Genomic DNA, 12,648 nt, shown 5'->3' with positions numbered 1-12,648 from the left:
ATTTTGGATGAAACGTTTTCATGTGCATTTATCGGTCGATGATCTGGCACAAAGCATCGGCTTTTACAACAAGCTGTTTGGGCAAACGCCCAGTGTCGAGCGCAGCGATTACACCAAATGGATGTTGGAAGACCCACGGGTAAACTTTGCCATTTCCGCACGTGGTCACACACTGGGGGTAAACCATTTCGGTTTTCAGGCAGAAGACGCGGCGGAATTGCAGGAGTTGAAACAGCGGGCGCAAATGGCTGCGGGTGATGCGGTGCTGGATCAGGGGGAAACCGCGTGTTGCTATGCCAAAAGCGACAAGCACTGGACAGTCGACCCCGCCGGTTTTGCGTGGGAACACTACCAAACAATGGGCGAACTCCAAGAGTTTGGGGTAGACCGTGCTGATACATCCGTGGATTGTTGCGTTCCGCTGGATAGTGTGAAGAAGTCAACATGCTGTTGAAATATACAGCACACATCTGAGTTTTCAGTTTCTTTACGTAAATTTTACGCCATTGCCGCACAGCACTATTGTCTTTTTACGCCCCCACGCTCTAGCCTAAGCCACGAGTTAATCACCGGTGTCGTTGATGCAAAGCGTATTTAAGGCGTTAGAAAAGTACCATTATCTGGCTGCCTTGTTGATCATGCTATTGGCGTTGCTGGTTTCCCTGTTATTGGGAAGCTGGTTTTTGCCGCGCTTGGGTGTGTTGCTCATTTTGCAACTGGGTGTGGGCGTCGTGGCGTTTGTCGGGCAACGTGCCTCCGCAATCCTCGCTGGGGTATTTGGCGCACTGGCGTTCAATTACTTTTTCACCGAACCACGTTACACCCTGCACATGCACGAGGTGGAAGACACGGTGAGTATGCTGGTATTCATGGTGATTGCGCTGCTGACCAGCCAACTGGCAATGTTGTACCGGCGGCAACAGGCGGAATTGCAACATACCCGCCTGCGTTCCAGCATTCTGCTCTCGGTTTCCCACGATCTGCGTACCCCACTCGCCAGCATTATCGGCACATTGAGTACCTTGCAAGCCTACCGCGAGCGGCTGCCTGCCGCAGAGCTGGATGAATTAATCAACGGCGCGTTGGAAGAAAGCCACCGGTTGCACCATTACATCGAAAACGTGCTGCAAGCCACCAAAATTCAACACGGCGCAATGAATTTCACCACCACAATTCAGCCGCTCATGCCGATTGTGCAACAGGTGCTGAAACGGGTGGACAACCCCAGAGTGCGGCTCGACGTACTGCCACCCCTGCCCGAAGTCAAGGTGCGCGAATCCTTGCTGGCACAAGCCCTGTATAACCTCGTCGACAACGCCCTGAAATATTCCCGCACTGCCGTCATTCTCAAACTGCGCTTTGCTGCCCCTTGGGTAGAAATCACCGTGACGGATTACGGTGCTGGCATACCGGAAACCTTGCGCCACAAAGTGTTTGAATCGTTTTATTCCACCCGCAGCGGGGATAGCGGCGAAGGCGGCACGGGTTTGGGCTTGACGGTTGCCGCTGGGATTATTCATGCGCATCAAGGTCACATCGACATGCTGCCCACTACTGCACCGGATGCACCGTTTGGTGTACGCATCCGCCTACCTGCCGTCCCAGAGGAACAAGCCTAATGCAACAGCGTATTTTGCTCATTGATGATGAAGTGCAAATCCGGCGTTTCATGCGCATTTCCTTGCAGGCGGAAGGGTTTGCGTATTTGGAAGCCAGCACTGCCCGCCAAGGTATCGACATGATTGCGCTGGAAAGCCCTGATCTGGTGATCCTCGATTTGGGCTTGCCGGATGAAGACGGTTTCAAGGTCTTACAAACCTTGCGTTCCTGGAGCAATTTGCCGGTATTGGTACTCACCGCCCGCGATGCCGAAGAGGAAAAGGTCAAATTGCTGGAAGGCGGCGCGAACGATTATTTGAGCAAACCGTTTGGGATTCGCGAACTGATTGCGCGGGTGCGGGTATTATTGCGCGATTTAAAAGAGAACAGCAACGAGGAAACCACCCCGGCACGGCTGGTTTTCAACGATTTGGAAATTGATATTCCCAACCATCAGGTGTGGCATAAAGCGCAATTGCTGACCTTATCCCGCAAGGAATTTGCCTTGCTGGTGATGTTGGCGCGGCATCCGGGGCGTTTGATTACGCAGCAACAGTTGCTCACCAGCATCTGGGGTAAAAGCCATGTGGAAGATACCCATTACCTGCGCATTTTTGTCAGCCAGTTGCGGAAAAAGCTTCAGGATAATGCCGATGACCCAACTTATATTTTAACCGAGCCGGGCATTGGCTATCGGTTTATCCCCTTACCGTTATGTTAAATCTGGCGAATACCCTGCTGCTGCTGTCCGTGCCGGTGCTGTGGATGGGCGTGGTGCAATTGTGCTTTGGGCTGTTATCCCGCTGGGTGTTTGACGATGGGGTGGCGGTGTTATTTATGGAATCGGCTATCCCCATGATTATGTTGCCGTTGTTATTGGTAGCACTGGCATGGAAACGTCGTTTGAATACCGTGTCGTACCGCGATGCTTTGTTATTTGCCACCTTGACCTGGATTATAACCGGCATTTTGGGAGCATTGCCGATCATGTTGATTGTGGAAGTGAGCTTCACCGATGCGGTATTCGAGTCGATTAGCGCCCTCACCACGACTGGGGCAACCATTTTGGTGGGCTTGGACAGTATGCCACCAAGCTTTTTGCTTTACCGCCAATTCTTGCAATGGATGGGCGGCTTGGGGGTGGTGATTTTCGTGGTGGCAGTGTTACCGATGTTGAATGTGGGGGGAATGCGTTTATTGCGGGCAGAAACCCCAGGGCCGGTCAAAGATGACAAGCTGACCCCGCGTATTGCGCATACCTCGCATTACTTGTGGCTGGTGTATTTACTGATCACGTTGCTGTGCGTCTTGGCGTATTACTGGGGTGGTATGACGTTTTACGATGCGCTGGCGCATAGCTTTACCACCGTTTCAACTGGCGGGTTTTCCACGCACGATAGCAGCATGTGGTTTTACGAAAGCCATTGGTTGTTGGGCGTCAGCAATGTTTTCATGATCTTGGGGGCAGTGAGCTTTGCCTTGCATTTTGGCTTTTTGAATACCGGACGTTTCAAGGTGTATTGGCACAATGAGGAAGCGCGTGTCTTTGTGCTCATGGTAGTGTTTTTATCATTAGGCTTGGCTGTTTGGCTGTTTGCACAAGAGCGTTATGGCATCGGCGAATCCGTCAGTTTTGCATTTTTTCATGTGGTGTCGTTTATTACCAGTACCGGATTTGGCGCAGCAGATTTGAGCAGTTGGCCGCCGGGGACGGATTTGTTTCTCGTAACCGTGGCGTATTTAGGAACTGTCCCGAAATAACTTCCCTCTTTTCTGCTAACAGCGAAAGGGGGAAGATAGCCCCTTGTAATGCCAATCAACACCGAGGATGAGCCAATGGATGTTTACCCATCAGCCATAGAAAAACAAATGCAGCGGTTCTACCAATCGCTCAATGAGCGTGACCGCCGCCGCTACGCCGCCGTGGAAGCCGTCCGGCTTGGGCACGGGGGGCAGGACTACATTTCCCGGTTATTGGACTGTGACCCCAAAACCATCCGCCACGGGTTGACGGAGTTGGAATCGGAAGATGGCTTGCCCACCGTAAGGCAGCGAAAAAAAGGGGCGGGCGCAAACGGCTGAACGCTACGCACCTGCAATTGGATGAGCATTTTCGCCAAGTTTTAAAGGATCATACGGCAGGCGACCCCATGCGGGAGGCGGTGAAATGGACGAACCTGTCACGTCGGCAGATTGCCCGGCGGATGCAGGCATTGGGGACATCGGCTGGGAAAAACGTGGTGTCGCGCCTATTACGGGAGCACGGCTACCGCCGCCGCAAGCCCCAGAAGAAACGCACCATGGGGCAACACGCTGACCGTAATGCCCAGTTTGAAAAGATTGCCCAACTCAAACAAACCTACCTGCAAGCAGGCAAACCCGTGATCAGCATTGACACCAAAAAGAAGGAACTGCTGGGCAACTTTTACCGTGAAGGGGTAACGGATGCCGTCGAACCCACGGAGGTCAATGACCATGACTTCCCCAGCTATGGCAATGGTCAGGTGATCCCCCACGGCATCTACGACCTTGCCCGCAACGAAGCGGCACTGCACCTGAACACCAGCCACGACACCACCGAGTTTGCCTGCGAAAGCCTTGGCTTATGGTGGCGTGAGCAAGGGAAACCCAACTACCCCGAAGCTGACGAGCTGTTGGTCTTATGTGACGGTGGTGGCAGCAACAGTTCCTCTGCGTACCTGTTCAAGCAAGACTTGCAGGCATTGGCGGACAGCCTGAACCTGACAATACGCATCGCCCACTACCCGCCCTATTGCTCCAAATACAACCCGATTGAACACCGACTGTTCCCCCATGTGACCCGTGCCTGCCGGGGTGTGCCGTTGGAAACGGTCGAAACCGCCAAACACTACATGGCAAAAACGGAAACCACCACTGGCTTGAAGGTCGCTGTCCGCATCATCAGTAAAGTTTTTGAAACCGGGCGCAAGTATACCCAAGCGTTCAAGGATAACATGACCATCCAGTTCGATGACTTCCTGCCAAAATGGAACTACTCCGCTGTCCCTCAGTCCCCCTGATTTCGGGAAGTTATTTCGGGACAGTTCCTTAGGTGGATGTGCGGGTTCGACGGCAGGGGGCAATAAAGTCATTCGCGATATTGTGGCGTTTAAAATGTTTCGGCGGCAAATCCAGTTGGCGTTGCATCCTCATGCGGTGATTCCGATTCATTACAACGGCGCAGTCGTCGATAACGCGGTACTCAATGCAGTGATGGCTTTTCTATTTTTTACTGCGCTCAATGGCGTGGTATTCACCTTGCTGCTGATGCTGACGGGATTGGATGCATGGTCAGCGTTTACCGCCGTTGCCGCCTGTATCAATGTGCTGGGGCCGGGGTTTGGCGTAGTCGGCAGTAATTTCCAACCGGTCAGCGATGCGGGGATCTGGATGCTTTCCGCCGCCATGATTATCGGGCGGCTGGAATACCTGACCGTGTTTGCGTTGTTGTTACCTGCGTTCTGGCGTTATTGAATGATTAATAGGATCAGGAGTGAACTGTGGAACGATTTTTGGTGATTGGCTTAGGGCGCTTTGGCACTGCGATTGCTATAGTGTGCAAGCCGTTACGCTAAGACATAACTTTGGGTAGTGTATTGCTCAAACTGCCGATTGCCAGCCATGTACCGACCGCTTGGTTAGATGCAGTGTTTACCGCGACCTCAGCCGTGACCGTTACCGGGCTAGTGGTGGTGGATACCGGCACGCACTTTACCCTGTTTGGGCAAGTGGTCATTGCCTTGCTGATCCAAGTCGGTGGCTTGGGTTTTATGACCTTTGCGGTGGTCGGCGCGATTATGCTGGGTACGAAAATCAGTTTTATCCAGCAACGGGTGGCACAGGAGGCATTCAACCAAACCAGTCTGGATAAAGTGATGCAAACGGCTAAAGCGGTGCTGATTTATTCACTGTTGATTGAAGCCGTGGGTTTTATCTTGTTAACACTCACCTGGCAGTCAAGCTTAGGGTGGCGGCAAGCGAGTTGGGAAGCCTTCTTTTATACCATTTCGGCGTTCAACAATGCGGGGTTCGCCCTGAATGCTAATGGTCTAATCCCTTATGTGAGTGATTGGGGGGTTAATCTAATCATTACGACTTTATTGCCATATCCGCCGCACCTTAAGTAACCTGAGTTTGGGATAAACTCCCCCGACTCAGATCACTACCAGTGCTGAGGTTTTCAAACCCAGTGCTGGTTTTTTATATTGATAGGAATACGCTACCAAGCCAGCAGTGATGTGGCACTTATTCCGGTCGCATGTGCGGAAAAAGTATCACGTCACGGATTGACGGCGCATCCGTAAACAACATCACCAACCGATCAATCCCAATCCCCTCACCCGCTGTCGGTGGCATCCCGTATTCCAGCGCACGGATGTAATCTGCATCAAAGTGCATCGCCTCATCATCACCAGCGTCTTTATCCGCCACCTGCTGCATGAAACGTTCCGCTTGATCTTCCGCATCATTCAATTCGGAGAAGCCATTGCCAATTTCACGCCCACCGACAAAAAACTCGAAACGGTCAGTGATGAATGGATTAGCATCATTACGCCGTGCCAGCGGTGAGACTTCTGCGGGATATTCGGTAATAAACGTTGGCTGCATCAAGCGATGTTCGACCGTTTTTTCGAAAATCTCAATTTGTACCTTACCCAAACCGTAGCTGTCTTTGAGCGGAATACCCAATTTACACGCAACCTCCATCGCCCCTTCCAGGGTATCAATCTGCTCAGCAGACAATTCCGGGTTAAAGTGTAAAATCGAACTGCGCACGCTCATCCGCGCAAACGGCTTGTCGAAATCGAAGGTTTCGCCCTGATAGGTAATTTCATTGCTACCGACGACATCGTTGGCAATGCCGCGCATCAACGCCTCGGTCAAATCCATCAAATCGTGGTAAGTCGCATACGCCTGATAGAATTCGATCATGGTGAATTCAGGGTTATGCCGTGTGGAAAGCCCTTCGTTGCGGAAGTTGCGGTTGATTTCAAACACGCGTTCAAAACCACCGACCACCAAGCGCTTGAGGAACAATTCCGGCGCAATCCGCAAATACATCGGCAAATCCAGCGCGTTATGGTGCGTGATAAACGGACGTGCCACCGCACCACCCGGAATCACTTGCAACATCGGCGTTTCGACTTCCAGATAATCGCGCTGCATAAAGAAATTGCGGATATAACTGACAATTTTGGAACGCATCATGAACGCATCCCGCGTATCGTGGTTCATGATCAGATCAATATAACGCTGACGGTAGCGCTGCTCATGATCCGTTAAGCCGTGGAATTTTTCCGGCAACGGGCGCAACGATTTGGTCAGCAAGCGGATGTCATGCACCTTGACTGACAACTCGCCAGTCTTGGTCTTAAACAACATCCCGGAAGCCCAGATAATGTCGCCCAAATCCCAATGGCAATAATCGTCAAACACCTCATCACCCAACACATTCTTCTGGGTATATAACTGGATGCGCCCCGACACATCGGAAATCGTCGCAAAACTCGCCTTGCCCATGACACGCTGGAGCATCATGCGCCCGGCTACTGTCACCGGAATCGCATGTTCCTCAAACCATTCCTTGTCGTGTTCGCCGTATTCTTTGTGCAAATCAGCAGCTTTGTGTTCACGCACCACGTCGTTCGGAAAAGCATTGCCTTGCTCACGCAGCTTCGCCAGCTTATCGCGGCGTTGCGTGATCAGTTTGTTTTCATCGTGATGGTCGTGATGGGTTTCATGTTCGCTCATAACATTCTCGCTCTCACAAGCCACTTTTCAGGCTTGCTTCAATAAATTTATCCAGATCGCCGTCCAATACTGCTTGAGTATTCGCCGTTTCCACACCCGTGCGCAAATCCTTGATGCGCGACTGGTCGAGAACATAGGAACGAATCTGACTGCCCCAACCAATGTCGGATTTGCTGTCTTCCAACGCTTGCTTATCCGCATTGCGCTTGAGCATTTCCTGCTCATAGAGTTTGGCACGCAATTGCTTCATGGCGTTGTCTTTGTTCTGGTGCTGGGAACGCCCGCTCTGGCATTGCACTACCGTATTGGTGGGCGTATGGGTAATCCGCACCGCCGATTCGGTTTTGTTGATGTGCTGACCACCCGCACCGGAAGCGCGGTATACGTCAATGCGCAAATCCGCAGGGTTGATGTCGATTTCGATATTGTCATCGACTTCCGGTGACACGAATACGCCGCTGAAGGAGGTGTGGCGACGGTTGCCAGAGTCGAAGGGCGACTTGCGTACCAAGCGATGTACGCCCGTTTCGGTGCGCAACCAGCCGAAAGCGTAAGGGCCTTCAAAGCTGACACTCGCGCCTTTGATACCTGCCACGTCACCGGGGCTGGCTTCGAGCAATTCGACTTTGAAACCTTTGGCTTCACCCCAACGCAAATACATGCGCAATAGGATTTCTGCCCAGTCTTGCGCTTCAGTACCGCCCGAACCGGCTTGGATGTCGAGGAAGGCATTGTTGCGATCCATCGGCCCGGAGAACATGCGTTCAAATTCGAGCTGGGCAACGTGCTTTTCGAGGCTCTCGACATCGGCGATAACGGCTTCCGCACTGTCTTCGTCGTCTTCCATTTCGGCAAGTTCGAGCAATTCTTTCGCATCGCTAAGACCAGAACTGATCTTGTCAATACCACCGACAATGCCTTCGAGGACAGCGCGTTCTTTGCCTAAGTCTTGCGCCCGCTGCGGGTTATCCCAGACTTTGGGGTCTTCGAGTTCGCGGGTAACTTCTTCTAGACGTTCGTGTTTGGTTTCGTAGTCAAAGATACCCCCTCAGAGCGCCCACGCGCCCTTGGAGATCTTTGATTTTGGTATAGGTGGGGTTGAGTTCCATGATATTTCGCTAACACAGGGAAAAGCCGCCCATGATAGCAATCATGGGGGTAGAATCAAAGCGGATCAGATATGAACATCAGGGCAATCGCTTGAATAATCGCCTTACTTACATGACTTGCTCCAGCAGTTGTGCCAGATAGTCAGTTGACCACCCTGCCTGTTTACGACGGACTTTGAGGCTATGTTTGTTGGTTTTGTCATTGCGCAGCAGGTTAGTACCCATGTGGCGCAGGATGGCGAGATTATGTGCGCCATGGTTGCTACGGTTTCTCGCCAAATCTTCCCGCATCAGGACATCCAGCACCCAATGCAACTTGTTTTCGATTGCCCAGTGGGAGCGGACGGCATATTGTGCGGCCTTGGCGATCATCGCCAGTGAACAGATGTAGTGGCGGATGGAATAGGTGGATTTTCCTGCTTTTTCGACCCAGGACTCGATACAGATGATGCTGGCAAGTCCTGCCCATTCCTGCCGTTGTTCCAACCAAGCAACATCGGTGCAAATGCGGCAACGGCGGGTTTCGAGCCGCCCGTGGTCTTTTTCCACCTGGGTGTCTTCATCCAGCACATAACCGGCAGGCGGCTTTTCGAAAAACAGGGCGATGTCTTCTGCTAACGTTTTCTGATTGTCTTTGACTGCCAGTAGGTAATCACCGCCTGCTTCCACGATTTGCTTGGCGATGGCCTTTTGTGTCCCCATCGCATCAATGGTGATCAAGCAGCCTTCAATGTCGAGCTTGCGTAGCAAGGCGGGGATGGCAGTGATTTCATTGGATTTCTGGTCGGTGGCTTCCTGCCCCAGCACTAGATTTTGCTGGTTTGCCCACGCTGACACCAGGTGCAGAGGGTTCTGCCCGTTGCCACCACTGCGCCGTGAGGTTTTGCCGTCAATGTTCAATAGGTCAGCCTCCCCTGCGGACAGGCTGTTTGTCCAACGGATAAACAGTTCCGAAAACAGCTTAGCATTCAGCGCGTTGAACACGTCACTCACCGTGTCATGGCTGGGAAAGCCCCGTGCATAGGGATAATAGCGGCGCAGGAAATCCGCGTTTAGCTTTGCCCAGCGCACCATTTCCACCACATCGTCTGCCCCTGCTAAGCTGCCTGCCAAACCCAGCAATAGGATTTCAGGTAGGGGGTAGAGAACTTTGGCTTGCTGGCGTGGGTCTTCTAAAACTGACAACTGTTCCAGTAGGCGGCTGATAGCGCTGGACGGCAAGTTCGGCATCGGTTTTGTCCTTTCGGGAAAAACCTTATTTATGCATGTTTTGCAACCAAACTTTCAAGCGATTGCCCTGATATGAACATGAGCATCCTGTTTCAAATCCTTACTTGAAGCTGGACAATTTTTTCAGGTCAATCGCAGAAGCATAGGCGATTACATCAGCCTCCATCCCCTTTTCGGCATTGATCTGCACCATGAAGGTATTTTCTACCACCATCATCAGGCCGTCGTCTTTGAGAATGGCTTGCTGGCCATTGACCATTTGTACCTTGCCGCCCTGGGATGCAGCACCAAACATGGGGTTGCTGAAAATTCCAGTTGGGTGATGGCTTGCTGGGTTTGGCCTTCCTTGTACAGTGCTGCCGCCTTTTCAATGGCATCACTCGCGTCATCCGCCCACACGCTGCTGGACAATGCCAAGCAAAGAACCGGCAGCCATGTTGTTTTTTTGATGTATTTCATTGCTGTGTTTCTCCAATCTGGATGGGGAGTTTTCAATGGCATCTTCACGCACGTATTCAGTAGAAAATAAGTGTCGTGAATGACCGGTATGGCTCGGTTGCCCATAGAGGCAAGATCACTCGGTGATTGCTGCGTGACAGGCCGAAACGTTTCGCCAGTTGACCGATGGTGTACATCCGCAACCTCCCTTATCAGCGTGAATGTTGGCGGATTTGCGCGACCTCCTCCGCCGGGATTTGCAGCCATTCCAGAAACGCCTGATGCTGCGCCGGGTGACGCTGCTCAAACAAGCGATGCCACTGGCGCATGGTCGCCTCGTCCAAGCCGGTTTCACGGAACAGCTCGACCCACTGGGTTTTGGTCATGTTGGGGTTTGGCATAATGTACTCCTGTTGTTGATTGGAACAGGGGCAGGCTAAAAGGTGAAGTGGTAGACGGGTCAAGGAATTAAACGAAGCTCGTGCGCCAATCTGTTCACGTCTTCGTCGGTCAAATCGGTAGTACGCGGGTTGTTTGCATGACGTTTGCAGTAGTTTTCATACCAAGCGGCGGCATTTTGATCTTGTAAACCTTGTGTATCTTTCAGCAACATGTCGAACTGATTTTGCTCTTCTGCTGAGATCCCTTTGGGCATGTTTGTCTCCTAGCAAACAGGTAACACGCCTATTATAGCTGCTTTAGGAATTCGGGTTTTACTGCTACGCTTTTGTTATCTCGTGAATAACGGTGTAACGACCATGACGATTTCTGTACAACTTCCACCAGAAGAGCAGCACATGCTGGAAACGGCAGTGGATAACCGCACGCCCTACCGTTTAGGGCAAGATTTGTTTGGAAATGGCAGCCTTGCGCCCGTGCCGACTGATTCGCTGAAACGCCAAATTCGGGAGAAATTGCGTGCCAAGCACCGCTCACCCACAGACTACCCCGCGCTGATCAAGCGCATTCTGCTGGAGTACACCCAAGATTTCTAAGCCACCAATACGGCGGTTAATTGTAACCACGGCGGGGTGCGCCTGCGCTTGATTTTCTAAGCCACCAATACGGCGGTTAATCTGATTGATTGCGCCGTGGGTTTCACTGGGTATTTCTAAGCCACCAATACGGCGGTTAATTGTCTGCTGGGTAATTGACAACTACTCCTGTATTTCTAAGCCACCAATACGGCGGTTAATGCATTAAGCCTACCAGAAATTGCCTACGCAGATTTCTAAGCCACCAATACGGCGGTTAATAAATCGAATTCCACTTTGCGCGGTTTGCCATTTTTCTAAGCCACCAATACGGCGGTTAATAATGTCCCTACCATTACAGTGCAGGCATTAACTTTCTAAGCCACCAATACGGCGGTTAATAGCTGCTGTTTCGGCATTTCGCGATGCCGCGTTTTCTAAGCCACCAATACGGCGGTTAATGACTTCCAGTTGTGTTTCTAGCATCGACGACTTTTCTAAGCCACCAATACGGCGGTTAATACAGACTAGAGCGCGTTTTACATTCGGCGGGGTTTCTAAGCCACCAATACGGCGGTTAATCATTGCGCAAGAGTTGCTTGATGCATTGGCATTTTCTAAGCCACCAATACGGCGGTTAATACGTTAAGTACTTATGCAAAAGTTTTTCGGAAAAACCACCCCTTACAAATCAATCGGTTACGATTTCAAAGTTCCGAGTAACTTATGCCTAAGTACTTATCTACCCACGCAGGCTGCATGGCACGTTTCTAAGCCACCAATACGGCGGTTAATTGGACTACGTTAACTTTAAAGGTGAGGGCTTATTTCTAAGCCACCAATACGGCGGTTAATCCATAAGCCAGCAAGCAGCGGAAATGGCAGCATTTCTAAGCCACTAATACGGCGGTTAATCAACGCAATCAACACCGGCAAAGCCTTTGTCTTTTCTAAGCCACCAATACGGCGGTTAATTTGGAGTAGCTGTACCAGCCCTTGATCTTCGCTTTCTAAGCCACCAATACGGCGGTTAATTCGTAAGCATTGCGCCCCTTGCTAATCTTGCCTTTCTAAGCCACCAATACGGCGGTTAATCAAGCCGAAACCATCAAAAACCCTATCAGAAGTTTCTAAGCCACCAATACGGCGGTTAATTCACCCCAAAGAGATGTACTGCAATCATCCAGTTTCTAAGCCACCAATACGGCGGTTAATTTTTCCTAATGTTTGTTATTGGCTTGGGTGTTGTTTCTAAGCCACCAATACGGCGGTTAATACCACTTTGGTAGAAGCCGTAGGCATCGAATATTTCTAAGCCACCAATACGGCGGTTAATGAAGCTGTCGGTGCGCAACTTGGCGCGTATCGTTTCTAAGCCACCAATACGGCGGTTAATAAATGCGTATCTGTAGCGGGTCTCTGACATCCTTTCTAAGCCACCAATACGGCGGTTAATGCTACGCTCATCCACCGTCACCATTTCAGACGTTTCTAAGCCACCAATACGGCGGTTAATGCATTGGTTC

Annotated in this window: 14 protein-coding genes and 2 CRISPR repeat arrays (1 of these 16 only partly in view); of the genes, 8 read left to right on the top strand and 6 right to left on the bottom strand. The window is 51.3% G+C overall.

Translation table 11 applies throughout. The annotated features are described in order from the left end of the window. Positions 1–7 precede the first annotated feature (7 nt). The 8 genes from QJT81_09265 (at position 8) to QJT81_09230 (ending at position 5,747) form a co-directional block, all read left to right on the top strand. The gene (locus QJT81_09265; GenBank protein ID WGZ96140.1) at positions 8–454 is read left to right on the top strand and encodes an ArsI/CadI family heavy metal resistance metalloenzyme; all 447 of its coding nucleotides are present in this window, start codon (positions 8–10) and stop codon (positions 452–454) included. A 127-nt stretch (positions 455–581) separates the two neighbouring features. Further along, a complete protein-coding gene (locus QJT81_09260) occupies positions 582–1,619 on the top strand; it encodes a DUF4118 domain-containing protein (protein WGZ96139.1) in 1,038 nt (345 codons plus the stop codon). Further along, positions 1,619–2,320 carry a response regulator gene (locus QJT81_09255; protein WGZ96138.1) on the top strand — a complete coding sequence of 234 codons (702 nt, stop codon included), beginning with the start codon at positions 1,619–1,621 and terminating at the stop codon, positions 2,318–2,320. Before QJT81_09260 ends, QJT81_09255 begins: the two co-directional genes overlap by 1 nt. Next, on the top strand, positions 2,314–3,360 hold the full coding sequence (locus QJT81_09250) for a potassium transporter TrkG (protein WGZ96137.1): 1,047 nt from the start codon (positions 2,314–2,316) through the stop codon (positions 3,358–3,360). Before QJT81_09255 ends, QJT81_09250 begins: the two co-directional genes overlap by 7 nt. A 48-nt stretch (positions 3,361–3,408) precedes the next feature. Beyond that, entirely contained in the window at positions 3,409–3,681 is a 273-nt protein-coding gene (locus QJT81_09245; protein WGZ96136.1) for a hypothetical protein, read from the top strand. Positions 3,682–3,698: 17 nt separating this feature from the next. After that, positions 3,699–4,640 (top strand): ISAzo13 family transposase, encoded by a 942-nt coding sequence (locus tag QJT81_09240; protein ID WGZ96135.1) that lies wholly within the window; start codon positions 3,699–3,701, stop codon positions 4,638–4,640. Next, the gene (locus QJT81_09235; GenBank protein WGZ96134.1) at positions 4,591–5,094 is read left to right on the top strand and encodes a potassium transporter TrkG; all 504 of its coding nucleotides are present in this window, start codon (positions 4,591–4,593) and stop codon (positions 5,092–5,094) included. The genes QJT81_09240 and QJT81_09235 overlap by 50 nt, the downstream gene beginning before the upstream one ends. 110 nt (positions 5,095–5,204) lie before the next feature. Then, on the top strand, positions 5,205–5,747 hold the full coding sequence (locus tag QJT81_09230; protein WGZ96133.1) for a potassium transporter TrkG: 543 nt from the start codon (positions 5,205–5,207) through the stop codon (positions 5,745–5,747). Between the two features lie 118 nt (positions 5,748–5,865). Here QJT81_09230 and lysS read toward each other — a convergent pair whose 3' ends face one another. The 6 genes from lysS to QJT81_09200 all read right to left on the bottom strand — a co-directional run bounded on the left by lysS (position 5,866) and on the right by QJT81_09200 (position 10,803). Continuing rightward, the gene (gene lysS / locus QJT81_09225) at positions 5,866–7,371 is read right to left on the bottom strand and encodes a lysine--tRNA ligase (protein WGZ96132.1); all 1,506 of its coding nucleotides are present in this window, start codon (positions 7,369–7,371) and stop codon (positions 5,866–5,868) included. A 13-nt stretch (positions 7,372–7,384) separates the two neighbouring features. After that, positions 7,385–8,480 (bottom strand): peptide chain release factor 2 gene (gene prfB, locus QJT81_09220; GenBank protein ID WGZ96131.1). Its coding sequence is split into 2 segments (ribosomal slippage): positions 7,385–8,407 and positions 8,409–8,480, totalling 1,095 coding nucleotides; the frame shifts between segments, so codons are not numbered across the junction. A gap of 108 nt (positions 8,481–8,588) precedes the next feature. Then, positions 8,589–9,710, bottom strand: coding sequence for an ISAs1 family transposase (locus tag QJT81_09215; protein ID WGZ96130.1), 1,122 nt, complete (start codon positions 9,708–9,710; stop codon positions 8,589–8,591). A 216-nt stretch (positions 9,711–9,926) separates the two neighbouring features. Then, the gene (locus QJT81_09210) at positions 9,927–10,169 is read right to left on the bottom strand and encodes a hypothetical protein (protein WGZ96129.1); all 243 of its coding nucleotides are present in this window, start codon (positions 10,167–10,169) and stop codon (positions 9,927–9,929) included. A gap of 191 nt (positions 10,170–10,360) precedes the next feature. Beyond that, entirely contained in the window at positions 10,361–10,549 is a 189-nt protein-coding gene (locus QJT81_09205; protein ID WGZ96128.1) for a hypothetical protein, read from the bottom strand. A 59-nt stretch (positions 10,550–10,608) separates the two neighbouring features. Further along, positions 10,609–10,803: a hypothetical protein gene (locus QJT81_09200; GenBank protein ID WGZ96127.1), complete on the bottom strand. Its 195-nt coding sequence runs from the start codon at positions 10,801–10,803 to the stop codon at positions 10,609–10,611. A gap of 333 nt (positions 10,804–11,136) precedes the next feature. Beyond that, positions 11,137–11,764: a CRISPR direct-repeat array (repeat unit 28 nt; unit sequence TTTCTAAGCCACCAATACGGCGGTTAAT). 125 nt (positions 11,765–11,889) lie between these two features. Beyond that, positions 11,890–12,648: direct repeats of the CRISPR family, unit length 28 nt; unit sequence TTTCTAAGCCACCAATACGGCGGTTAAT (it continues 3,531 nt past the right edge of the window).

The organism is Candidatus Thiothrix putei (genome assembly GCA_029972225.1).
Lineage (GTDB): Bacteria > Pseudomonadota > Gammaproteobacteria > Thiotrichales > Thiotrichaceae > Thiothrix > Thiothrix putei.
The sequence above is the reverse complement of the archived record's forward strand: the minus strand, read 5'-3'. Positions and strand labels throughout refer to the sequence as shown.

Bases quoted from the DNA above. Each gene is read 5' to 3' on its own strand.
- QJT81_09205 (WGZ96128.1), bottom strand. From the start codon at position 10,549: ATGCCAAACCCCAACATGACCAAAACCCAGTGGGTCGAGCTGTTCCGT.
- QJT81_09250 (WGZ96137.1), top strand. From the start codon at position 2,314: ATGTTAAATCTGGCGAATACCCTGCTGCTGCTGTCCGTGCCGGTGCTG.
- QJT81_09215 (WGZ96130.1), bottom strand. From the start codon at position 9,710: ATGCCGAACTTGCCGTCCAGCGCTATCAGCCGCCTACTGGAACAGTTG.
- QJT81_09265 (WGZ96140.1), top strand. From the start codon at position 8: ATGAAACGTTTTCATGTGCATTTATCGGTCGATGATCTGGCACAAAGC.
- QJT81_09235 (WGZ96134.1), top strand. From the start codon at position 4,591: ATGACTTCCTGCCAAAATGGAACTACTCCGCTGTCCCTCAGTCCCCCT.
- QJT81_09255 (WGZ96138.1), top strand. From the start codon at position 1,619: ATGCAACAGCGTATTTTGCTCATTGATGATGAAGTGCAAATCCGGCGT.
- QJT81_09245 (WGZ96136.1), top strand. From the start codon at position 3,409: ATGCCAATCAACACCGAGGATGAGCCAATGGATGTTTACCCATCAGCC.
- lysS (WGZ96132.1), bottom strand. From the start codon at position 7,371: ATGAGCGAACATGAAACCCATCACGACCATCACGATGAAAACAAACTG.
- QJT81_09260 (WGZ96139.1), top strand. From the start codon at position 582: ATGCAAAGCGTATTTAAGGCGTTAGAAAAGTACCATTATCTGGCTGCC.
- QJT81_09210 (WGZ96129.1), bottom strand. From the start codon at position 10,169: ATGAAATACATCAAAAAAACAACATGGCTGCCGGTTCTTTGCTTGGCA.
- QJT81_09200 (WGZ96127.1), bottom strand. From the start codon at position 10,803: ATGCCCAAAGGGATCTCAGCAGAAGAGCAAAATCAGTTCGACATGTTG.